The sequence below is a fragment of the Mesorhizobium sp. WSM4313 genome, assembly GCF_002294725.1.
Lineage (GTDB): Bacteria > Pseudomonadota > Alphaproteobacteria > Rhizobiales > Rhizobiaceae > Mesorhizobium.
Map to the genome: position 1 here is coordinate 24,776 of NZ_NSFT01000013.1, position 21,995 is coordinate 46,770.

General features: G+C 62.2%; 25 protein-coding genes. 8 read left to right on the forward strand and 17 right to left on the reverse strand.

Annotated features, from left to right (window positions below):
- Positions 1-2: 2 nt before the first annotated feature.
- Genes trbK-alt through trbB form a run of 6 tightly spaced genes read right to left on the reverse strand, consistent with a single transcriptional unit; the run spans position 3 to position 5,144 of the window.
- Complete coding sequence (gene trbK-alt, locus CK219_RS23740; protein WP_095769066.1) at positions 3-329, reverse strand: putative entry exclusion protein TrbK-alt; 327 nt, start codon at positions 327-329, stop codon at positions 3-5.
- 11 nt (positions 330-340) lie between these two features.
- A complete protein-coding gene (gene trbJ, locus CK219_RS23745; protein ID WP_095769067.1) occupies positions 341-1,093 on the reverse strand; it encodes a P-type conjugative transfer protein TrbJ in 753 nt (250 codons plus the stop codon).
- Positions 1,090-3,540, reverse strand: coding sequence for a conjugal transfer protein TrbE (gene trbE, locus CK219_RS23750; protein WP_095769068.1), 2,451 nt, complete (start codon positions 3,538-3,540; stop codon positions 1,090-1,092). The genes trbJ and trbE overlap by 4 nt, the downstream gene beginning before the upstream one ends.
- 10 nt (positions 3,541-3,550) lie before the next feature.
- Positions 3,551-3,832 (reverse strand): VirB3 family type IV secretion system protein, encoded by a 282-nt coding sequence (locus CK219_RS23755; RefSeq protein WP_095769069.1) that lies wholly within the window; start codon positions 3,830-3,832, stop codon positions 3,551-3,553.
- Positions 3,832-4,164 carry a TrbC/VirB2 family protein gene (locus CK219_RS23760; protein ID WP_095769070.1) on the reverse strand — a complete coding sequence of 111 codons (333 nt, stop codon included), beginning with the start codon at positions 4,162-4,164 and terminating at the stop codon, positions 3,832-3,834. The genes CK219_RS23755 and CK219_RS23760 overlap by 1 nt, the downstream gene beginning before the upstream one ends.
- The gene (gene trbB / locus CK219_RS23765; protein WP_095769071.1) at positions 4,161-5,144 is read right to left on the reverse strand and encodes a P-type conjugative transfer ATPase TrbB; all 984 of its coding nucleotides are present in this window, start codon (positions 5,142-5,144) and stop codon (positions 4,161-4,163) included. Before trbB ends, CK219_RS23760 begins: the two co-directional genes overlap by 4 nt.
- Positions 5,145-5,564: 420 nt before the next feature.
- Between trbB and CK219_RS23770 the strand changes: the two genes are divergently transcribed.
- From CK219_RS23770 to CK219_RS23780, 3 genes are read left to right on the forward strand one after another with little or no spacing between them, the layout of a single operon-like run.
- Complete coding sequence (locus tag CK219_RS23770; RefSeq protein WP_095769072.1) at positions 5,565-6,224, forward strand: amino acid ABC transporter permease; 660 nt, start codon at positions 5,565-5,567, stop codon at positions 6,222-6,224.
- Positions 6,214-6,873 (forward strand): ectoine/hydroxyectoine ABC transporter permease subunit EhuD, encoded by a 660-nt coding sequence (gene ehuD / locus CK219_RS23775; RefSeq protein WP_095769073.1) that lies wholly within the window; start codon positions 6,214-6,216, stop codon positions 6,871-6,873. The genes CK219_RS23770 and ehuD overlap by 11 nt, the downstream gene beginning before the upstream one ends.
- A complete protein-coding gene (locus CK219_RS23780; protein ID WP_095769074.1) occupies positions 6,873-7,646 on the forward strand; it encodes an amino acid ABC transporter ATP-binding protein in 774 nt (257 codons plus the stop codon). Before ehuD ends, CK219_RS23780 begins: the two co-directional genes overlap by 1 nt.
- Before the next feature lie 474 nt (positions 7,647-8,120).
- Here the strand turns inward: CK219_RS23780 and CK219_RS32325 are convergent, their stop codons facing one another.
- The 3 genes from CK219_RS32325 to CK219_RS23795 form a co-directional block, all read right to left on the reverse strand.
- A complete protein-coding gene (locus CK219_RS32325) occupies positions 8,121-8,336 on the reverse strand; it encodes a transposase (protein ID WP_245340590.1) in 216 nt (71 codons plus the stop codon).
- Between the two features lie 110 nt (positions 8,337-8,446).
- Positions 8,447-9,145 (reverse strand): response regulator transcription factor, encoded by a 699-nt coding sequence (locus tag CK219_RS23790; RefSeq protein ID WP_095769075.1) that lies wholly within the window; start codon positions 9,143-9,145, stop codon positions 8,447-8,449.
- A gap of 107 nt (positions 9,146-9,252) precedes the next feature.
- Entirely contained in the window at positions 9,253-9,741 is a 489-nt protein-coding gene (locus CK219_RS23795) for an acyl-homoserine-lactone synthase (RefSeq protein ID WP_348628348.1), read from the reverse strand.
- Between CK219_RS23795 and CK219_RS32330 the strand changes: the two genes are divergently transcribed.
- Positions 9,628-9,918: a hypothetical protein gene (locus tag CK219_RS32330; protein ID WP_245340591.1), complete on the forward strand. Its 291-nt coding sequence runs from the start codon at positions 9,628-9,630 to the stop codon at positions 9,916-9,918. The two genes, CK219_RS23795 and CK219_RS32330, sit on opposite strands and share 114 nt — an antisense overlap.
- 16 nt (positions 9,919-9,934) lie before the next feature.
- Here CK219_RS32330 and CK219_RS23800 read toward each other — a convergent pair whose 3' ends face one another.
- Together CK219_RS23800 and CK219_RS23805 are read right to left on the reverse strand one after the other, a co-directional pair.
- Positions 9,935-10,663, reverse strand: a complete 729-nt coding sequence (locus CK219_RS23800; RefSeq protein ID WP_095769076.1) for a LuxR family transcriptional regulator — start codon at positions 10,661-10,663, stop codon at positions 9,935-9,937.
- Between the two features lie 168 nt (positions 10,664-10,831).
- Positions 10,832-11,098, reverse strand: a complete 267-nt coding sequence (locus tag CK219_RS23805; protein WP_095769077.1) for a helix-turn-helix transcriptional regulator — start codon at positions 11,096-11,098, stop codon at positions 10,832-10,834.
- A gap of 127 nt (positions 11,099-11,225) precedes the next feature.
- On the opposite strand from CK219_RS23805, the gene CK219_RS32735 reads away from it, so the two are divergent.
- Both CK219_RS32735 and CK219_RS32740 read left to right on the forward strand, forming a co-directional pair.
- Positions 11,226-11,762, forward strand: coding sequence for a pyridoxal-phosphate dependent enzyme (locus CK219_RS32735; protein WP_348628345.1), 537 nt, complete (start codon positions 11,226-11,228; stop codon positions 11,760-11,762).
- 38 nt (positions 11,763-11,800) lie between these two features.
- Positions 11,801-12,562, forward strand: a complete 762-nt coding sequence (locus tag CK219_RS32740) for a pyridoxal-phosphate dependent enzyme (protein WP_348628346.1) — start codon at positions 11,801-11,803, stop codon at positions 12,560-12,562.
- On the opposite strand, the gene CK219_RS23815 is transcribed toward CK219_RS32740, so the two are convergent.
- The 3 genes from CK219_RS23815 to CK219_RS23825 all read right to left on the reverse strand — a co-directional run bounded on the left by CK219_RS23815 (position 12,557) and on the right by CK219_RS23825 (position 17,076).
- Positions 12,557-13,630: a PLP-dependent cysteine synthase family protein gene (locus tag CK219_RS23815; RefSeq protein WP_095769078.1), complete on the reverse strand. Its 1,074-nt coding sequence runs from the start codon at positions 13,628-13,630 to the stop codon at positions 12,557-12,559. The two genes, CK219_RS32740 and CK219_RS23815, sit on opposite strands and share 6 nt — an antisense overlap.
- Positions 13,624-14,562 carry a kinase gene (locus CK219_RS23820; protein WP_095769079.1) on the reverse strand — a complete coding sequence of 313 codons (939 nt, stop codon included), beginning with the start codon at positions 14,560-14,562 and terminating at the stop codon, positions 13,624-13,626. The genes CK219_RS23815 and CK219_RS23820 overlap by 7 nt, the downstream gene beginning before the upstream one ends.
- 132 nt (positions 14,563-14,694) lie before the next feature.
- Entirely contained in the window at positions 14,695-17,076 is a 2,382-nt protein-coding gene (locus CK219_RS23825; protein ID WP_095769080.1) for a hypothetical protein, read from the reverse strand.
- A gap of 126 nt (positions 17,077-17,202) precedes the next feature.
- On the opposite strand from CK219_RS23825, the gene CK219_RS23830 reads away from it, so the two are divergent.
- Positions 17,203-17,670, forward strand: a complete 468-nt coding sequence (locus tag CK219_RS23830) for an Lrp/AsnC family transcriptional regulator (RefSeq protein ID WP_041002492.1) — start codon at positions 17,203-17,205, stop codon at positions 17,668-17,670.
- A 78-nt stretch (positions 17,671-17,748) separates the two neighbouring features.
- Here CK219_RS23830 and CK219_RS23835 read toward each other — a convergent pair whose 3' ends face one another.
- Together CK219_RS23835 and ligD are read right to left on the reverse strand one after the other, a co-directional pair.
- Complete coding sequence (locus CK219_RS23835) at positions 17,749-18,186, reverse strand: hypothetical protein (protein ID WP_095769081.1); 438 nt, start codon at positions 18,184-18,186, stop codon at positions 17,749-17,751.
- A gap of 248 nt (positions 18,187-18,434) precedes the next feature.
- On the reverse strand, positions 18,435-20,261 hold the full coding sequence (gene ligD / locus CK219_RS23840; RefSeq protein ID WP_095769082.1) for a DNA ligase D: 1,827 nt from the start codon (positions 20,259-20,261) through the stop codon (positions 18,435-18,437).
- 326 nt (positions 20,262-20,587) lie between these two features.
- Here ligD and ehuB point away from each other — a divergent pair, with 326 nt between their 5' ends.
- Complete coding sequence (gene ehuB, locus CK219_RS23845) at positions 20,588-21,460, forward strand: ectoine/hydroxyectoine ABC transporter substrate-binding protein EhuB (protein WP_095769083.1); 873 nt, start codon at positions 20,588-20,590, stop codon at positions 21,458-21,460.
- 91 nt (positions 21,461-21,551) lie between these two features.
- Here the strand turns inward: ehuB and CK219_RS23850 are convergent, their stop codons facing one another.
- Entirely contained in the window at positions 21,552-21,992 is a 441-nt protein-coding gene (locus tag CK219_RS23850; RefSeq protein WP_095769162.1) for a CopG family transcriptional regulator, read from the reverse strand.
- Positions 21,993-21,995: the final 3 nt, after the last annotated feature.

Here is a 21,995-nt window from a genome sequence, read left to right on the forward strand (position 1 = left end):
GTCTAGTGGGCCTCGTGCTGGCCAGCATCCGGCGACCGCGAAGTGGCCGGCTCGACGATCGAACTCCCCGACGGCTTTTCGAGACCGAGGAAGCGATCACGCTGTTCGGCCCACAGCCGCGCACATCCATCATCACGCAGGGCAGCCTCGCCGAGCGCCTGGCAGCGGCGCAGGCCATCGCGAAGCGAATTCGGGACCGAGGCCGCCGGTGTGTGCTGACCCTCCCCCACCGGTTTGGGTTCCTTCCGGCTCATCTCGAGCGCCGTCGCCGTCATGGCGACGGCGATGAAGACGACGGCCACGACGCGAGCGAGGGTTTTGCCGTCCATGGGGATCGACCTCAGCGGTTGAACATCTGGACCGAGCCGGCCTGGTAGCCGGAGCCAGGCGCCAGGAAGCGGCGCCGTTGCTCGCGTCCCTGGTCGACCGCCGCGGCACGTTCGGCTTCGGTCAGGGCCTGGGCACGACCATTGGCGGCCACCAGGGCGGTCAGGTCCGCAAGCTGCTGGCCCTGAAGCGCAAGCAACTGATTGCCAGCTTGCGTCGCCTGCAGCGCACCGGTCGCCGACTGGCTGACACCGACCAAAGCCGACATCTGCGCGCGGCCGGTTTCGATGTTTGCGACCACGCCCGCCTGGACGCGCATTGCGTCCTGGAGGCCGCCCACCGTGTTTTGCCAGCGCGAGCGCGCGTCCGTGACGAGTTGCTGGTCGGAGGAAGAGAGCGAGACGTTGCTGTATTGCTGCTGAAATGCCTTGTCGACCTGCTGGACGTCGAAGGCGATGTTTTGTGCTTCGCCGAGAAGCTGTTGCGTGCGCTGCACCGACTGTTGCAATTGCTGCAGCGAGGACAAAGGCAGGCTGGCCAGGTTGCGCGCCTGGTTGATCAGCATCTGGGCTTGGTTCTGAAGCGAGGTGATCTGGTTCGTGATCTGCTGCAGCGAGCGCGCAGCCGTCAGGACATTCTGGGAATAGTTCGATGGGTCAAACACGATCAGGGCATGGGCTGGCGCAGTCATCATCGGCGCGATCGGCGTGGCGAGCGTCGCCGCGACCAGAAGGAGGACGCGCCGGCGGCTTTGACGAACAGTCATGGTTTGGGATCCTTTTCAGGTTCGGGAACGGTGAGGTTGGGAATGAGCTCGGCGGCCCAGCCCACGTCGCGGGCACGCAGCCAGGCCGACAGGAACCCGTCGCGGCCATGCTCGGCGATGATGCTGCCGATCAGGGTCTGATCGCTCTTCGAGGCCGCGGCGCAAAGCGCAAGCCCGACCTCTGACAGGCCGAGCTCGAAGAGACGGTTGCCGCGACGGGACTGGCAGTAATAATCGCGCTTGGGCGTGGCTCGCGCCAGGATCTCGATCTGGCGGTCGTTCAAGCCGAAGCGGCGATAAATGGCGGTAATTTGCGGCTCGATCGCGCGTTCATTGGGTAGCAGCAGCCGGGTTGGACAGCTTTCGATGATCGCCGGCGCGATAGCCGATTTGTCGATGTCGGAGAGTGACTGGGTGGCGAAGACGACGCTGGCATTCTTCTTGCGGAGCGTCTTCAGCCATTCGCGCAACTGCCCGGCGAAGGCGTCGTGGTCGAGGGCAAGCCAGCCTTCGTCGATGACGAGCAGGGTCGGACGACCGTCGAGCCGGTCGCCAATGCGATGAAACAGATAGGAAAGGACGGCCGGCGCGGCCGGCGTGCCCACCAGACCTTCGATTTCGAACGCCTGCACTGATGCCTGGCCGAGGTGCTCGGCCTCTGCGTCGAGCAGCCGCCCGTTCGGGCCACCAACACAGTAAGGACGAAGCGCCTGTTTCAGGTCGTTGGCCTGCAGAAGCACGCTGAGCCCGGTCATGGTGCGTTCCTCGACCGGGGCCGAGGCGAGCGAGGTCAGCGCCGCCCAGATGTGCTCCTTTGCCTCCGGCGTGATCTGGATGCCCTCGCGCATCAGGATAGCGACGATCCAGTCAGCCGCCCAGGCGCGCTCGTACGTGTCATGAACGCGGGCGAGCGGCTGCAGCGAAACGGAAGCGTCCATGCCTTCGGTGAGATGACCCCCGAGATCGTGCCAGTCGCCGCCCATGGCGAGCGTCGCCGCGCGGATCGAGCCGCCGAAGTCGAAAGCGAAGATCTGCGCGTTGCAGTAGCGGCAGAATTGCAGCGCCATCAACGCCAGCAGCACCGATTTGCCGGCGCCGGTCGGGCCGACGACCAGCGTGTGACCGACATCGCCGACATGAAGAACCAACCGGAACGGGGTCGAGCCTTCGGTCTTGCCGTAAAGCAAGGGAGGACCGACCAGATGCTCGTCCCGTTCCGGTCCCGCCCACACGGCAGAAAGGGGGATCATGTGGGCGAGATTGAGCGTCGAAACCGGCGGCTGGCGGACATTGGCATAAGCGTGTCCGGGCAAGGAGCCGAGCCAGGCATCGACGGCGTTGACGGTTTCGACGATCGCCGTGAAGTCGCGGCCCTGGATGACCTTCTCGACGAGCCGCAGTTTCTCGTCAGCGATGCGCGGGTCGCTATCCCATATCGTGACGGTCGCGGTGACATAGGCCATGCCCGCGGTGTCGGCGCCGAGCTCCTGCAACGCGGTGTCGGCGTCGGCCGCCTTGTTGGCGGCGTCGGTGTCGAGGAGTGCCGATGCCTCGTTGGTCATCACCTCCTTCAGGATCGAGGCAATGCTCTTTCGCTTGGCGAACCATTGCCGCCGTATCCGGGTCAGAAGGCGGACAGCGTCGACCTTGTCGAGCAGGATCGCGCGGGTCGACCAGCGGTACGGGAAGGCCAGCCTGTTGAGCTCATCAAGCAGGCCAGGTGTCGTGGCGGTCGGGAAGCCGATGATGGTGAGCACGCGAAGATGCTTGTCGCCAAGCCGCGGTTCGAGCCCGCCGGCGAGCGGCTCGTCGGCCAGCAGCGCATCGAGATAGATCGGGGTCTCGGGGACGCGCACCGGATGGCGCTTGGTCGAGATGGTCGAATGCAGGTAGGTCAGCGTTTGGCCGTCGTCGAGCCAGTGGCATTCTGGCATGAACCCGTCGAGCAGGGAGAGCACACGCTCGGTCCGGTCGACAAAGGCGCGGACCATCTCGCCCGGATCCGCGCGCGACCGGTCGCGGCCCTCATAAAGCCAGCCTTCGACGCGCGTGGCGTCCTCGGGCGGCGGCAGGAACAGGAATGTGAGAAAGTAGCTCGATACGAAATGAACCCCCTCCTCGTCGAAGTCGGCTTTGCGCTCGGCATCGAGCAGGCCAGAGGCCGCATTGGGAAACTGGCTTTCGGGATAGGAAGCCGCTTCGTGGCGCTGCGCTTCAACGAAGATGCTCCAGCCCGAGCCGAGACGACGAAGGGCATTGTTGATGCGCGCTGCCACTGCGACAAGTTCCGCCGCTACGGCGGAGTCGAGATCTGGTCCGCGAAAGCTGGCGGTGCGCTGAAAGCTGCCGTCCTTGTTGAGCACGACCCCGGGGGCGACGAGTGCCGCCCAAGGCAGGAAGTCGGCAAGGCGAGCAGCAGTCCGGCGGTATTCGGCAAGGCTCATCATGGCGGCGCCCTCAAACCGACAGATGCCCGGGCAGCCGCAGGTGCCGGCGGCCGACGTCGAAAAAAAGCGGATCGCGCCTGGCAGCCCACACCGCTGTAAAATGACCCATTGCCCACATGAGAAGGCCAACCAGCCAGAGCCGCAGCCCAAGACCGACAGCGCCGGCCAGCGTGCCATTCAGGATCGCGATTGCACGCGGCGCGCCCCCGAGCAGGATCTGCTCGGTGAGCGCCCGGTGCACGGGCGCCGTCCACCCCGGCACCACGTCGAGCTGTTCGAAACCGGTTGTCATCAGATCAACGCTCCGCCGCCGAACGAGAAGAACGAAAGGAAAAAGCTCGACGCCGCGAAGGCGATCGAAAGGCCGAAAACGATCTGGATCAGTCGCCTGAAACCTCCCGAACTGTCGCCGAAGGCCAGCGTCAGGCCGGTGACGATGATGATGATGACGGCAATGATCTTGGACACCGGTCCTTCGACCGACTGCAGGATCTTCTCGAGCGGCTGTTCCCACGGCATCGAGGAGCCCGACGCGAAGGCGACCGGCGCGAGCATGAGGTTGAAGGCAATGGCGGCGCTGGGCACGGCCAGGCTTACCTGGCAGCGCGAAACGGGGCGGGTCATGAAATTTCTCCTGTGTTGATCGGTGTGGCTTCAGCGATGCGATAGTCGCCATCGGGGCCCAGACCCTCGACCCTGACCAGTTCGACAAGCCGCCGCGCGGCGCCGCGTCCGGCGAGCACGGCGACAAGACCGATCGTGTCGGCGATCAGCGCACGCGGGACAGTGACGACGGCCTCCTGGATCAGCTGCTCAAGTCGGCGCAGAGCGCCAATGCCGGAGCCGGCATGAAGGGTGCCGATGCCACCGGGATGCCCGGTGCCCCATGCCTTCAAGAGGTCCAGCGCTTCGGCGCCGCGCACCTCGCCGATCGGAATGCGATCGGGCCGCAGGCGCAGCGAGGAACGAACCAGGTCGGAAATCGTGGCGACGCCATCCTTGGTGCGCATTGCGACGAGGTTGGGGGCCGCGCATTGCAGTTCACGGGTGTCCTCGATGATGACGACCCGGTCCGTCCCTTTCGCCACTTCGGCGAGCAGCGCGTTGGTCAGGGTCGTCTTGCCTGTCGACGTGCCGCCGGCAACGAGGATATTGGCGCGGCCAGCAACCGCGGCGCGCAATATAGCGGCGTTGCCAGAAGTCATGATGCCCGCCGCGACATAGTCATCGAGCGTGAAGACGGCGACCGCAGGCTTGCGGATCGCGAAGGCCGGCGCGGCGACCACCGGCGGCAGCAGGCCTTCGAAACGCTCGCCGGTTTGCGGCAACTCGGCCGAGACGCGCGGGGAACGGGAATGGACCTCGGCGCCGACATGGTGGGCGACCAGGCGCACAATCCGCTCGCCAGCGGCAGGCGCGAGCATTTCCCCCGTATCGGCCAGGCCTTCCGAAAGCCGATCCACCCAGATGCGGCCATCCGGGTTCAGCATGACCTCGACGATCGCGGGGTCGTCCAGGAACCGGGCGATGGCGGGCCCGAGCGCGGTGCGCAGCATACGCGAGCTGCGGGCACGTCCTTCGGCATCGTTGTGCAAGATAGCCATTCCTGTCCCCGTTCGGCCCGGGAACTCGTCGAGCAGTTCCCGGTCTGGGATGAGCAAGAGAGGCCTGGAGCGGCCCGATTCAACAGCTTTCGACGGCCGTCGTAGCGTAGCGAGGAAAAACCGGCGAACGGCGACGCCGAGAAGGGGAAGCTTTATGGCGAGCTATCGCGGCGTTCCGAGATCGGCAGAATATAAACTTTCGCAATAGTATGTACATGTTTATTGACACCCGACTCCCACCGGGTTTATGAGATCGCCTGGCGGTGCTGCGATCGCCCTTTCCACGGCGCGGAGGATTGTCATGCGGTTCGGTCCCGAGGACTCGGTTTTGCGGCGCCAAACAGGCGTTTCCAAATATGCTCGAAGCGCCCCGACAGTCGCAACGCCGCGCCCCTTGACGACAAAGGGCGGCGAAGCGTCATGAGCATGCTCGACATCTGGCTTGGGGTCCTGCAAGGGCTGCGCATAACGGCAGCGGTCACCGCCTATGGCTTGGTCTTCGCAGTGCCCTTCGCGCTTGTCTTCGGCGTGGCTCAGTTTCTGACCACCGGCTTGACGCGCTTTCTGATCACGGCGGTAATCGAATTCTGGCGCAGTTCGGCGGTCGTCGTCCTGCTCTTCGTCTTTTACTACGTTCTGCCGGTCATGGGGGTCACTCTATCGGCGATGACCGTCAGTGCATTGGTGCTCGGCCTCAATAGCGGCGGCTATGCCAGCCAGGCGGTGCGGGCCGGGCTCCAATCTCTTCCTGCCGGCCAACGCGAGGCTGGCATGGCGCTCGGCCTCTCGCGCCCGGCGATCCTGCTTCTGATCGAGCTGCCCCAGGCGTTGGTCGCCATGAGTCCCACATTCGTCAACAACCTTATTCAGCTGGTCAAGGCGACTTCCCTCGTCTCGTTGGTCACGCTGACGGACATGACCTTCCGCGCCAAGGAAATCTCGCAGACCGAATACGACCCGGTCGCGATCTATTCGGCGCTGCTGCTGGCCTTCTTCGTCGTCTGTTATCCGATCGCGCTCGCCGGCCGCTGGCTCGAGGCGCGGGTCAATCCCGAAACAGGAGCGCCTCGTGGGATTTAACTTCGGCTTCGCGCTCTCGACCATCCCGATCATAATCGGCGCGATCGGGACTACCCTGCTCGCCACCGTTTTGAGTTGCCTCGGCGCTTCGGTGCTTGGCTTCACTTTGGAAATGATCCGCCGCGGGGGCGGTGCGCCTGGTCTCGCCGTGCGGTTCCTGATCGACTTCATCCGCTCGACGCCGGTCTTGGCCTGGCTCTATTTCCTCTATTTCGTCATGCCCTTCTACGGGATCCGGCTTGGCGCCATGACGGTGGGCATATTGGGGCTAAGCCTGTATTACAGCGGTTATCTGGCGGAGGTGTTCAAGGCGGGCATCGACGCTATTCCGAGGGGCCAGCAGGAAGCAGCCAGAGCCTTGTCGCTCACCCGCCGCGATACGGTCATCTTCGTCATCGCACCCCAAATGCTGCGCAACATCGCCGCGCCCCTGGGGAACTACCTGGTTTCGATCCTTAAGGCGACGCCTTATCTCGCGATACTGGCCGTGCCGGAAATGCTCGGGCGCGCGTTCGATATCGCTTCCGAGACCTATCGCTACGCGGAGCCGCTGACCGTCGCCGGCGTTCTGTTTCTCGCCCTGGCGCTTATCATTTCTTATGGAGTGAAGCGCATCGAGAAGCTCCTGCTTGCGAGCGGGCGCCGCTGATGCTCGACCGGCCCCCGCTTCCCTCGGCGCTTCAATCCGTCCCGCTTGTGCGGATCAACGGCCTCAACAAGTGGTTCGGTGCCGTGCACGTTTTGAAAAACATAGATCTGACCTTACGGCCAGGTGCACGCGTCGTCGTTTGCGGACCGTCCGGGTCCGGCAAGTCGACATTGATTCGCTGCATCAACGGCCTCGAGCGTTTCCAAAAGGGGACAATAGAGTTTGAAGGGAGAAGTCTGGGAAAAAGCGATCGCGATGCCGCGATGGCGCGCCGGCTGACAGGAATGGTGTTCCAAAGTTTCAACCTCTTCCCGCACCTCACCGTGCTTGCCAACTGCACGCTGGCGCTGCGCCGGGTCCTCTTGAAATCGGCGCACGAGGCCGACGAGATCGCCATGCGGCATCTGACGGCGGTGCACATCCCCGAAAAGGCGCGGGCCTATCCGGCTGAGCTGTCAGGCGGCCAACAACAGCGGGCGGCGATCGCGCGCGCTCTGTGCTTAGATCCCCGCATCATGCTGTTCGATGAACCCACCTCGGCGCTCGACCCGGAAATGATCAAGGAAGTGCTTCACGTGATGATCGCGCTCGCGAAAACCGGCGTGACCATGGTCTGCGTGACGCATGAAATGGGCTTTGCACGCGAAGTCGCGGATGAGATCGTTTTCATGGACCAAGGCCGCATCGTCGAGCATGCGTCTTCCAGTGATTTTTTCTCTAGAGCCGCTCATCCGCGCGCCAGGCTGTTTCTGGACACCATCCTGAGCCATTGAGAGCTGATACCCGCGAAAGTCGCGCACGCAACCGCGGCGCGATCGGCAACATGCCAATTGGACCGGCGCGGTGATTATATATGTGACGGGCCCAGCGCAGTACGACAGGTCGGCATTCGTCTCAAATTGGAACAAATTTATAGATCCCGCATTCTGTCGGTTATCGGTCGATTCCGTGGTGGCAGGATGTAGCCGTTTCACTCTCCGGGAAAGCCCGTCGCTTACGCTCATTAGCTGCGACGGGCTTTTCTTTTGCCTTTAGCTGACCGGCCCTGTCGTGTTCTGCTTGATGAACGGCGCATCTTGGCCGGTGATCTGATGCAGCGACTTCAACAGGGCGTTATCCAATAGCTGCTTAGGCTTGTTCCGCCTGACCATTGCGATCTGCGTTGCGAAATCGCGTCTCGTAGGTGATTTCCAGAGCGCGGTGGAGTTGATGGGCCGAAACGCCCTTCTTGCTGGCGCACATGGCATTCAAGCCTGTAGCCAGGTGTGCAGCGGGAGCTTGGCCTCCTCGCATACCGTGCTGCGGACGGTGAACTTCTTGCGGCAATCCGAGCATTTGTCGAGGCCGCGGATTTCGACGCCATGCGGGTTCTTCTTGGAGGGCTTCGTTCGGCCACCCTTCAAGGCGTAGTGCTTTTCGATGGAACCGCAATGGAAGCAGACCGGACCCTGGGGCCACAGCATGCCCTCTACACGTTCGAAGGTGCGGCTTCATTGCGGAAGTAGGGGCGGGACAGAACGGACATCTGGATCTGTCAAATATATACGCCATCGGCGCCGAATCGCCGCGCGAACTACCAGTCCGGCGCGAATGCGTAACCAGCAGAGCGGACAGTCCGGATCACATCGCTTCCCACAGACGCTCGAAGCCTTTTGCGCAACCTGGCAATATGAACGTCAACACCGCGGATATCGGTTGCGGCGGCGTGTTCAGGCCATGCGGTCGCAACCAGTTCCTCCCGGCTGAAGACCTTGCCAGGTTGCGCCAGAAGGCTGCGCAAAAGCTTGAATTCGATCGGCGGCATAACGATTTCTTTTTGCTTGAAGAATGTCCGGTGGGTCTGTCGGTCCAACCGGAAATCGCCCTGCACCAGATCGCCTGTCTTGGTTTCGCGCGAGAGCTTCGCGACCCCTGCCTTGCCATGCAGCCAGGTCAGAAGCTGCTCGGGCGCAAACGGCCGCGAAAATATCTCGTCGACGCCTGCCTTGATGAGGTCCAGGTGCAGTTTGCCGGAACGAGGCGCGACCAAACCTGCAAGAGGTGTTGCCCTTGTCGCTTCGGACGACTTCAGCGACAGGCATTGCTTGGCGATTGCGCGGTCGCCCTGCTGACAGTCCAGGATAACGGCAAGCGGCGTTTCGGCCTTGATGACGCGCGCAATCTCCTTGTCCGCCGTGATCAGGCGGGTTTCGAAGCCGGCTACTGAAAGGATGTGCCCGAAAACCAGAAAGAAATCCGGGTCCTTCGAAGAGATCAGGACCAGCGGCATCATGAGTCCGTCAACCGAATTCGGTGCATCATAGGGCTGACTACCGCGCAAATGGGCGCGATGACAATATCCCCTGGCGGGCGAACCTTCAGCTGCAGGTAGCAATCAGCCTAGAATTTGTCCGCAAGTATGACGCCGCTGATGCCATAAGCGCGGCGAGTCTGCTCGATTGCCTCAGGCGTGACATCGATCAGCAGCGCGACGATGTCGCCATCCGGATGCTCGAGCACGTTGCCGAGTTCGAAAAGGGTCCAGCCAAGCGCACGCAGGCGTTTCGGCCAGAATGTTTCGCACACCACGCTGATCTGACGAATCCCCAGGCTTTGCGCGGTTTCGAGAAGGCCGCACAGCACGACGCCGGCGACTGGAGAAGAAGTTCCCTGAGTTCGAAGCGAAGGAATGATGAAGAAGCGGGTCCACTCGAAAATATCTGCCGCTCTCGGAGGCGTGCCGCCGGCGAGAACCGGGAAGACCTCGCTCATCAGATGCGGCTCCAGCGTCGGAACAAGACGCGAGCCGCCGACGATCTTGCCGTTGGTATCGAGCGCCAGAACATAAAGCGCATGCTCGTTGTCGAAGGCGTCGATCTCGATGTTGATGGGCCGGGCGACGGCGCGCTATCGTCTATGCTTGACGTAAATTTCGTACCGGATGCGAAAATAGCGCTCCAGCACTTTTCTATACTGCTTCCTGTTTTCCCAGGTGACCAGATGAATACGGACCATGACGCCTCCAAAAGTGGAGGTCGTAGGAAAACACGCTTCGTGCCCGTATGACGGTATTCAGGTATTGCTAAATCTGGATTTCCTGTCGTCGCAGAGCTTTGACGATGGCATGCGAGACATTGGCTGCATCGAGCTTGCCTCGAATGTTGCGCTGATGGCTTTCAACTGTGTTCCTTGTGACGCCGAGGATGCAGGCGATGTCTTCGTTCGATTTGCCTTCGGCACTCCACTCCAGGAGTTCGCGCTCGCGCGGCGTCAAGGGCGCGGCCTCAACGCTCTGGCCGGATTCTTCCAGCCCTGACAGGCGTCGAAAGGTATGTACGCAAAGTGTCTCGATGAATGGCACGACGCTCGGCGCTATTTCAATTCGATCGCCCGCTGCCGTTACGACGCCTGGGCCCGCCAACGGCATGTGGACGGGAACGCAGAGACCTTGGCCCATTCCGAAGTCCGCCGCTTCATCCATCACCAGCTTTGCGCGCGCAAAAAGCTTTGCCGGCGGAAGTTCGTGCCACAGGAATGGCTTCGACGAATGCCGGCACTGCGCGACGCAGGGATCATGCGAAAAGTAATCCTCTGACATGTAGCGAAGGTACCACTCGGGCGGCCAACCATCGACGAGGATCTCGCGCTTCCAGTCGGTGTCGTGCGGCACAGGCAGGCCGGTGATCAGAAAATAACGCAGGCCGTAACGCTCGATGGCAGAGCGGAACTCTTGGAGGATACCATCCACCGAGCACGCGGCATCGATCCTTGAAATTGCTGCAAACAACCCGACAAGACTATCGATCTCCATCGGCAGACCTCGACAAGAGTCAGGCCCCATCCCGGCCAGAAACTTACGATCACCGATGCGATATATTCAATGGGACTTGCGCCGAATGTACACTTCAGGAGTCAATTAGCTGGCGCAAAGATAAAGAAGCTGAAAGCCGGATCAATGCTACGTTAACAAGATCGCGCTTCATTCCGCTGACTTTGGCGTCGTCTGCTTTGTCCCGCGGCCTGCTCGCCGGTTCGATGGAACGGCCGCGATCAACTCTTGCGGCTCGACATCCAAGGCCTTCGCCAGGATCTCGACTGTATCCAGCGTGGCGTTGCGCCGACCGGCCTCGACGCTGCTGATATAGGCTCGCGTGCGGCCCGAAACGAAAGACAACTGCTCCTGAGAAAGTTTTCTTTCTCTCCGAAGCCGCTGCACGTTCAGACCAAAAACGCCGCGAAGTTTCATCAAACAACGGATGCTACGACGCGCACTATGGTGCGACACACTATAGTGCACATTCCGCATTGACAGCGGTGCTGTTGGCTGTTTGAAACAACCAGCGAATTCATCGTTTCCTGACACAGGAATAGCCATGCCGAGCCGGCCGTTTCGCGACCTCGCGCACAACAGTTCCGTGCATTCCTTAGGCGAGATTAGCCGACCCGGAACGGAAGAAAGCCGGGTCCTGGAATTCGTCTGCATCCGTTGCGGTGTCTCCTACCCCGCCGATATCACCATCGACTCCAAGGGTTGCGCGCGGTGTCGGGAGACCGCACCGGCAAATCTTCGGCCGGTTTATGCGGATCCTGCCGCTCATCCCTTGGAGAGCGCCACCCCCTCGCGCTCGCTATGGCGTTTTGCGCATATGCTCCCTTGCAATGCAGCGGATGCAGTGAGCCTTGGCGAGGGTTTGACACCGCTGCTTGCGGCGCCGCGCATCGGCGCGGTTCTCGGCGTGCCCAACCTCGCGATCAAGGACGAAGGCCGAAACCCGACATGGTCGCATAAGGACCGTTTCTCGACCGTCGCGGTTAGCGTGGCGCGCGCACGTGGCGCGACGACCGTCGCGACCGCGTCTTCTGGCAACGCCGGCGCTTCGCTGGCGGCCTACGCTCCAGAGCCGGGCTGAAGTGCGTCGTCACCACTTTCGCCGGGTCTGCCGGGGCGATGCTGGCGCAGATCCGAAAATATGGCGCGACGGTGCTGCCCCTGGTCAACAAAATGGACCGATGGTCCCTGTTGGAACAGGCGGCTGCCCGCTATGACTGGTTCATCGCCTCGCCCTATCACGGTCCGGTGGTGGGCAGCCATCCACTCGGCATCGAGGGCTACAAGACGATCGCCTACGAGATCATCGAGCAATCGGATGGCAGGGCGCCGGACTGGTGCGTCCTGCCGGTCTGCTATGGCGATGCGTTGTCCGGCGTATGGGGGGGCTTTTGCGAGTTGTACGCGCAAGGGACGATCACGCAGCTGCCCCGTCTCGTCGCCGCGGAGGTGCATGGGTCGTTGGCGGATGCGCTTTCCAGCGGCGCCGATGCCTTGAGTGAACGCAAGATGCTCTTCGACAGCCTTGCCGTATCGATCGGCACGCCGCGCAGCACCTTTCAGGCTCTGAAGGCTCTGCGCGAATCCGGCGGGCACGCGGTCCCCGTCGACAATCACGGCCTAATCGCGATGCAGGAACGCCTTGCGCAGGATCAAGGGATCTTTGCCGAACTGGCGTCGGTCACACCGCTGATCGCAATATCCACGTTGAAGGCTCAAGGTATCATCGCAGCCACAGACCGCGTCGTGGCCGTTGTGACCGCCAGCGGTCTCAAGGACCTCGATCGGTCCACCGGATCGAACGAACACGATCAGATCTTCCAGACGACAGACGACGCCTGGCGCTGGCTGGACAAAAGCGGGTTGGATCTCGTCTCATAGATTCTCAACCGCACCAATAGCCGATGGCACCGCGCTTGCTGCCTGGGATTTCAGCACATCGTCGAGACTGCGACGCAGCCAAAGAAAGCGGGTCCATTGCGTCTCTGCGGCCGGTGCGATTGTCGTCAGCGTCCTCGGCTCAGACGGTTGCTTGCAGGGCCAGCCAGGCAGGGTAGCCAGCCAGTCGTCATTGTAGACGGTCTCGGCGTGGCGATGGCCTTCGTCAGGCATGATGACCGCGACCTGTGCGTCCGGAAGGGTCTTTGCAACCCATTGCGCCACCAACGCGGCGGCGCCGCTGGTCGGCCCCATGAAGATGCCGTGCTCGCGCAGCAAACGGTGCGCGCTCAGATACGCCGGATAGGCGCCGACCCAATGAATCTCGTCGACAAGCTCATGCCTGACGTTTTTCGGCAGAACGCTGTTGCCCAGGCCCCGCAGCATGCGTTTGCCGACGGGCTGCCCGAACAGAATGCTGCAATGGGTATCGACGGCAAACACCGTCAGATGGGGAAAGACCGTTCGCAGAAAGGACGCGGTGCCGCATAGCGAGCCGCCAGTCCCGACGCAGCCGACCAGACAATCAACCTTTCCCATTGCCCGGATGAAAAGTTCAGCCAGCCGCGCATAGGCGAGCCAGTTTCCCGGACTGTCGTATTGGCGGGTCCAGAAGCCGTCCGGCTCCTTGGCCAGGATGTCCTGCAGGCGCTCAAGCCGGCCAGGCTGATTGCCGTCACCGCGCGGATCGTCAAGTGCAATGACCGTGGCGCCGATGCGCTCCAGTCGGGCTTTGTATTTGGCATCGATAAGCGTCGAAGCGGTGACGAGGGTAAGGCGATAGCCACGCGCGGCCGCGAGCAGCGCCACCGCCATGCCGAACGTGCCGGACGTCGTCTCGACGATGTGGGTGCCTGCCTTGAGTTCGCCATTCGACGCTGCCCGATCCAGAATGTAGCGGGCCGGCATCAGCTTCATCAATGGAAAAGCCGCCGCGACCAAATTTGGCGCCAGGCGAGCAAGGCGTGGGGTCTCGAGGTCCCTGAAATAGTCAACTGCGAGGGTTACCATGTCCAGCCCTCCGCATTGACCAGATGGACCTCGACTTCCTTGAAGCCGGCGCGTCTTATCTGTTGTGCGACGAGAGCTGCCCGTCGCTTCAGATTCGATGCGAAAAGATCGAAAATCAGACCAAACAGCGAGCCGCTATGGGCGACTTGCACCCCGCACGCCCCGGCTCGCCTGGCGATTTCGGCGATCTCGTCGAAACCCTGTTTTGGCAAGTGCCGTTGACTGATCAAGGCACTGGCCGAGGCGGCACGTCCGAGAAGATTCGGATCCTGAAGGTAGACCGCCCGCGCTACCAGCGCCCGAAGCACGCCAAATTCCTGGATTTCGGCACTGTCGTAACGCGCCGGCGGCAGCTGCAATGTGTCGACCGGGACGCCGCCATTCGCCTTGAACCCGACCAGTAGCAGCGGCGGCAGCGAGCCGCGGAAATTCTCGATCACCGTGCCCTCGCGTTGCGCGAACAGGACCGCATGCTCATCGAAGGCGATCGCGTCGCTGGCGCGCTCGGCGGCAACGGCGAGACGCCCGATGCTCGAGGGCCGCAACTGGACCTTGAGGGCCGCGGCTACAGCGCGAATGGAAGCGACGACGTCCGCGGTCGATGAGCCGTAGCCGTGCCCCACGGGAATCGAGCTTTGAAGTGTCAGCACGCCACCGCCGGTTACCTTCAAGAAATCGAGCGTGAGCCGCGCCGCTGACGACGCCTTGACCTTATGATCAGGGTGGACAATGACCGCATCGCCGTCGGTTCTGGCAAAGGTGGCCTCGGACCTCAAACTGGCGACCGGCAGCGTGACGAGCCCGCGATGAAGGCGCCCGCCATCATCCTTGAAGACGCCCTGGATGAGTTCGCCGTGATGCGCTATCGCCGCTCCCGTCCCGATCGAAGACCGCAGCGTTTCACGGCTCATAAAATCGCCGGCGCCAGCCATTTTCAGCTCTCCCCCACGCTCTCTCGCAGCGGAGGAGGATGGCGCCGACGGCTGACACCCGCCCTCAAGGAATTCCGGTATTGACGGCTTCCTGTCGAACGAGCCAGCCGGGAGGCGATGTGGGATCGATCGTCAGGCGGCGGAGCCGAGGTGCCTCAGCGGCCGGCCAACCGAAACCGCTTGAGCCGCGGCCATAATACCTTGCGCGTCGATCCCGTAATGCCGGTAGAGATCCGCGATCGTGCCGGTCTGGCCGAAATGCTCGACGCCCAAAGCGCGTGTACGGTGGCCATGGACCGACCCCAGCCAAGCGAGCGTCGCGGGGTGCCCGTCCAAGACCGTAACGATGGCGCAGGAAGCCGGAAGGCCGGCCAGAAGGCGCTCGACATGACTTGAGGCGCGCGGATGGCCGTATTGGCGCGCCCGGGCCGCGGCTGACCAGCCGGCGTTCAGCCGATCGGCCGAGGTCACGGCCAGAAGCCCGACATCGCGCCGATCGCCGGCCATCAAGCCCAGCGCCTGTACCGCTTCCGGCGCGACTGCCCCGCAATAAGCTATCACCAGGTCGGCGTTCGGGCCGGGCGGGCGCAGCCAGTAGGCGCCATCGACGATGTCGCGCGCCAGCTTGCTTTCCATCGGGCGTGTCGGCTGCTCGATCGAGCGCGTCGAGAGCCTCAGGTAGACCGAACCCCCGGTTTGATCACGCAGCCAGGTATGGTCGTCAGGCTCGGCTTCGCCGTTACGCTGCATATAGTCGAATGCCCAACGCAGGATGACTGCCAGTTCATCGACATAGGCCGGCTCGAACGTCGCCAGACCGTCCTGCGCCATGCCGATCAGCGGCGTGGCGATCGACTGATGCGCTCCGCCTTCGGGAGCCAGCGTCACGCCGGAGGGAGTCGCCGCCAGGATAAAGCGGGCGTCCTGGTAACAGGCATAATTGAGCGCATCGAGGCCGCGCTCGATGAAGGGATCGTAAAGCGTGCCGACCGGAAGCAGGCGCTCGCCGTGGAGCGAGTGCGACAGGCCGAGCGCCGAAAGCATCGTGAAAAGGTTCATCTCGGAGATGCCCAGCTCGATATGCTGTCCGGACGGCGCAAACGTCCAGTTGAAGGTGGAGGGGATGCGCTCCTCGCGGAAAATGTCCGCCTGATCGCCGCGCGCGAACAGACCCCGCTTGTTTACCCAGGCGCCGAGATTGGTGGAGACGGTGACGTCGGGGGATGTCGTGACGACACGGCTTGCAAAATCGCTGTCCGACTTTGCGATCTCGTGCATCAAAAGCCCGAAACCTTGTTGTGTCGACATGGACGGCTGAGCGCCGAAGCTGATGCGCGCTGGCACCGGAATAGCTGTGGCTTTGTGACGACGCGGGGCTGCCTGCGCGAAAGGCGACGACGCGAGGAAGGATCGTATCGCAGCCTCGTCGTAGGCGAGGCCCTCGAACATGTCCCATTCGCGGCCCTCGCGCACTCCCATACCTTGCCGCAGGGCTTCGACTTGCGCCGGTGTCATCAATCCGGCGTGGTTGTCTTTGTGGCCGGCGAGCGGCAGGCCGAAGCCCTTGATCGTATAGGCGATGAAGCAGGTCGGGCGATCATGCCCGCGCGCTTCTTCGAAGGCATCGATGATGGTCTCAAGATCGTGGCCGCCGAGGTTTGCCATCAATACGGCAAGCTCATCGTCGCTGCGCTTCTCGATCAGGCGGCTGACCGGTCCCTGATCGCCGAGATCGTCCAGCAGGCGCCTGCGCCATGCAGCGCCGCCCTGGAAGGTCAGCGCGGAATAGAGCTGATTGGGACATGCGTCGATCCAGGCCCGCAGCTTTTCGCCGCCCTCCTCCTCGAAGGCGGCCTGTTGCAATGTCCCGTGTTTGAGGATCACCACATCCCAGCCGAAGTTGCGAAAGATGGTTTCGAAACGCTGCCACAGGCCTTCGCGCACCACCGCGTCCAGGCTCTGCCTGTTGTAGTCGACGATCCACCAGGTGTTGCGCAGGCCGTGCTTCCAGCCCTCGAGAAGCGCCTCGAAGATATTGCCTTCATCCATTTCGGCGTCGCCGAGCAGAGCGACCATCCGGCCTTCCGGCTGATCGGTCTTCCACCCTTTTGCGCTGACATAATCTTGGACCAGGGAGGAGAACAGGCTCTGCGCGACTCCCAGTCCAACCGACCCGGTCGAGAAATCGACATCGTCGATATCCTTGGTTCGGGACGGATAGGACTGCGCGCCGCGATAGCCACGAAAATTCTGCAGCTGCTCGAGCGTCTGCTTGCCGAACAAATACTGGATGGCATGGAAAACCGGGCTGGCATGCGGCTTGACGGCGACGCGGTCCTGCGGCCTCAGGATCTTGAAGTAGAGCGCCGTCATCAAGGTCGAGGCGGACGCCGAAGACGCCTGGTGGCCGCCGACCTTGAGGCCGTCCGTCGACTCGCGAAGATGATTGGCGTGATGGATCATCCAGACGGCCAGCCAGAGGACCTTGCGCTCAACCTCGGAAAGGATCGTCATCGTCGGCTCTTGTGAAATCGCGCCTCAACGATACCTGCGTCGATCTTCCGAATGTGGCTATTCTTGCACAAAGCGATCGATGATATTGGCTGATCCAGCCAATTGCGGCCCACCGATGAGGGAAACATGCCAAATCCGGCGCTTGACGCAATCGACCTGAAGATCATCGCCGCGCTGCAGAAGAACGCCAAGGCGACTTCGAACGATCTCGCCGAAGCCGTCGGACTTTCGCCCTCCCCTTGCGCGCGGCGCGTCAGGCTCCTGGAGAACGCCGGCGTCATCAAGGGCTACACCGTGGTCGTCGACCAGAAGAAGCTCGGCCTGCCGATCAGCGCTTTCGCATCGATCAAGCTTGAAAGGCAACGCGAGGACGATCTCGACCGGTTCTCGCAAGCCGTGCTTCGCTGGCCGGAGGTGGTCGACTGTTATCTGATGACCGGCCAGCGCGACTACCTGATGCGCATCGTGGTGCGCGACCTCGAGGCCTATGAGCGGTTCATCAAGGACAAGCTGACGCGGCTGGACAATATCGCTTCGATCGAAAGCAGTTTCGCCCTGGGCCAGGTCAAGCGCTCGGAAGTCCTGCCCATATGATCGCGCGAGTATTCTGGGACGCCCATCGCGGCGGCAGCCGGTCTGCGTGCCCTTGCGCTGATCGAGGGCAGATGCGCCTCAAGATCGGCCGTCCCTGGCCGCGTCCTCGATCAATTTCGCCAGCAAGTGGCGGAATCTTTGGTCAGACTTATCCGCGATGCTTCCTATATCTTCCGCCACCATGCCGGGTGCAGAAACTGACGCCTCCCCACTTATTGAAACGCTGACCCTGAACGCCCTTGCGTGGCTTTTCTCGCCTGCTCCGTTCCGGTAAATTCGGAATTCAACAGACGGCGCAATGGCGCTAGCCTCGCGGCGCGGCATGGGGTTTACATCGATGGTCACCTCTCCCGCCACCTCTGCCTTGGCCGCTTCCAACGACGCAACGACGACCTCCGTTAGCCAAGCTCTGGCTTGGGCGCCAAAGTCCACCTTTGGGGTATTCCCATCCGCTCTCTCGTCCTGCCGATGGTGAGCTTTCTTTCCCCGCTCAAGGGCATCTTTGAACTTGGACATTGTGGGGGCCTCCGACTGGTCAGCACATGAGGATGCGGCAGATCGGCCGCAACTCTTCAATTTAAAGAACGCACGCAATCCTGGGATGTTGCGCCTAGACGAAATTGGTGCTTTGGCCACGCATACCTGATGGCGCTCCCCAGGCTCGCTTACTGAGTGCAAGGCTGGACTCCGGTTCTGATGGCCTTTCGCAAGCGCACGTCGGCATCGAAGTGGGCGGAGGTCTTAAAGTGATTTGGGCCGCGTGGTTACTTCCTTCGCTTCCAAGAAGGATGAACTGAGCGCCGCAAGTTAAGCGGCTTCTCACTACGCTGCCTTCGAACAGCAGCCCTGAATGGATGGTCGATGGTGAAGGCGTCCGGCTGGATCCCCCGCTCGATCTGCGTCCATGTGACAGGATGGGCAATAGGAAAGCCGGGCCGCGCTCGTGGCGAGAACGCACCGACTGCAGTATTGCCGCGCCCGTTGCGAAGATAGTCGAGGAAGATGCGACCCCGTCGGGCTGCTGGATCGGCTGACAAGAGGTAACGCTCCGGCTTGGCATCGATGAGGCACTGGGCGAGCGATTTGGCCAGTTGCCGCGCCCTGTCGTGGGTCACACCCGGAGACAGCGGAGCCGTCAGGTGAATGCCTTTGCCCCCGGTGACCTTCGGCCAGCTCCGCAACCCAGCCGCTTCCATGATTTTGCGTAGCGACAGCGCCGCCTCGATCACCGCATCCCACGGCACGCCTTCGCTAGGATCGAGGTCGAGCACGAGCTGGTCAGCATGCTCGATACCGTCAACCGTAGCATTCCAAGGGTGTAGCTCGACGGCATCCATTTCGACCAACCCAAGCAGCCCGTCGAGATCATCCACCCAAACCCGGACGCCTTCGCCGCCTTCGCGCTTCTGAACGCGTAGCTGGTGCACCGGTCCTGGTATCGGGGGCAGCGGTCCCTTGTGATAGAAGGTGGCCCCGTGCGCATGACGTACCAGCTTCAGTGGTCTTCGTCCCAGATGGATCAGCGCTCGGTCGGCCACCCGCCGCCAGTAGCCCATCAGCTCTTCCCTGGAAGGTGAAACTGCATCGGGTAGCAGCTGGAGAATGTTCTCGCGAGGAACGCCATGTTGACCCTCCAACCTGCGCTTGGAGGGGGACGGCGGCTTCGCCGGGATCACCTGGAGATCCTCGCGCAATCCCTTGAACACGGCCTCGCGCAAGATGCCCCGGTCTGTGACGCCACTGAATTGCACCTCCGCCAGCACCTCCGGCCGGATCCACGTCGCCTTGGGCTTTTTGATTGGCTCCGAGAGAGGTGATTTGCTGATGATGAGCGGATCAAGCCGCTCGCGAACTCGCCGGGCTGTCTCCAGCGTATAGCCGCTTTGCGCTTTTCCAGCATAGAGCAGCCGCTCGCCCTGCCATCTGCCGATATACAGGGAAGCAATGCGGCGTGGCTGCGCTCCAAGCTTTTCGACGAAACCGACAATCGGGAACGTGTCGCTCTTGACGCATTTCACCTTGAGCCAGCTGGTTTGGACACCGGAGCGGTAGGGAGAGTCAGCCCGCTTTGAGACCACCCCCTCTAAGCCCATGCGGCAGGCATGGTCGAACACGTCCTTGCCGCTAATTTCCAGATGTTCGACATAGGTCAGCGTTGGAGCCGTTTCCTGCAGGAGCCGGTGCAGAGCAGCTTTGCGCTCAATCAGCGGCTGCTGTCGAAGGTCGCGGCCGTTGAGGTACAAAAGATCGAACGCAAAGAACATGAGCTTCGGCGAGTTCGGATTTCCAAGCTCCCGCTCGAGAGCTTGGAAATCCGGCAGGCCGGTGTTGCCGAGAACCACTGCTTCTCCGTCAATGATCGCGGATCGGACCGGCAGGTTCGCCGCCGTGTGGACGATCCGTTTGTATCGATGCGACCAGTCATAGCCGCGACGGGTGAAGGCACGTGCCGCGCCGCCTTCAACGATAAGCTCAGTCCGGTAGCCATCGTATTTGATTTCGTGCAGCCAGTCCGTGTCGGCAGGAGCGTTCTCGACCAGCGTCGGTGATTGGAATTCGATGAAGGCGAGGTGACCGGTCGATTTACGCATGCACTCGGACTCCTGAACCGGGATTCAAACCGGGCCGGAGCAATCGGTTCCGAAGAGTTTAGCAAAATTGAATATGATCCCCGCCGCCGGCGCGGTTGGCTGCCGCCTCTGAAAGCTCTTAGAAACCTTGTAGGCGATGATCGTGCGCTGAGCCTTATTCGCTCAACGGCCAATCCAGCGGTGAGCCGCCTCTCGTTGCCTCGCGTCGGCAATATTTTGTACATATTTTGTATATCTACATTGACGCGTTGGCGGCTCTCAACGTAGCGTTGAAGGGCTGGGGCCGAACCCTTGCGCGCAACTCAATCTCACGGGAGGACTGCACGATGAAATTTCGAACCCGATCGGCCGCCATTGGCCTGGCCTGCATCGCCTATGCCGCGATTGTCGGATCTGTGCTGCCGGCCACGGCGGAGACGACAAAGGAACGCATCTTGAGAGAGGGCAGGATCGTGATCGGCATCCACAACCGCGCGCCATGGGGCTACAAGAAGGAAGGAACCGGCGAGTTGCTCGGCTGGCATCCGGACCTTCTCAGAGCTGCGTTCGCCGACCTCGGCGTCAAGCAGATCGACTTTGAGGTCACCGAGTTCGGCGCGTTGATCCCCGGATTGATGGCCGGGCGTTTTGATGCCGTGGCGTCCGGCTTGTCGATAACGCCGCCGCGATGCCAGCAGGTCGCCTTCGGCGCTCCCGACCTGAGGCAGGACGACGCGGCGATCGTACTCGCCGGCAACCCCAAGGCGATCCATAGCTATGCGGACCTTGCCAAGAAATCCGACACGATCATGGGCGGCGGCCGCGGCAGCAACGTCATCCAGAACGCCATCGCCGAGGGCGTCCCTCAGGATCGCATCCTGCAGTTTCCCGACATCGAGACCAACATCGCGGCACTGCGCGCCGGCCGCATCGACGCCGCGGTATTTTCTTCCCCGACGGCGATCGGGCTGCTGGCCGGCAAAAAGAGCCCCGATCTGGAGCGCGCCAACCCATTCACGACCGACGAGAAGTCGATCAGCTACGTCGCGATCGCGTTCAGGAAGGATGATGGTGACCTGCGCAACCTCTACAATCAGGGACTGGCCAAGGTCATGTCGAACGGCACGATTGCCACCATCATGGCGAAGTACGGATTCGGCCCCACGGAAAACGTGCCGCCAGGATTGACGACCTCGCAGTTGTGCGGAGCCGCCAACTGACCGGATTGGCAACGGGAAGCCGCCCAGCAATCAACAGGACCTGGCGGCGCCGCGCGAGCCCGGGCGGCGCCTTCGCCCGCGGGCCCTCGCATCACTGCCGCTCAGGATCGCTGGATGGCACGATGTCTTCGGGGATTTCCTGCCGCAAGCCCGGCCCCTTGGCCAGCCGCCTGCCAAGCGCGGAAACGAAAGCTTCATAGCGCTCGCTTGCCTTGGCCCGCGCTGCCTGGGCCATGGGCTCAGGCAAGGCCGGAGTGGTGGCAAGCCAGAAGCGGATAAAGACCGCGTGGGTTTCAACCGAGATGCCCACGTCGCGCTCCAACCGCGCGATCCGGCGATCGATGCGGTCGAGACGTTTAGAGATCGCCGCCTCGCGTTGCGCGTCGGCATCCGGAGAGAGGAAGGAGGCGATCGCCGCCTCAGCGACGAGCGACTGCGAGCGATCGCGCCGGGCGGCATAATCGACCAGCAAGGCCATCACGGCAGGGTCGAGATAGACGGAAATCTGGACCTTCTTCTTTCTTGCTGTCATGAC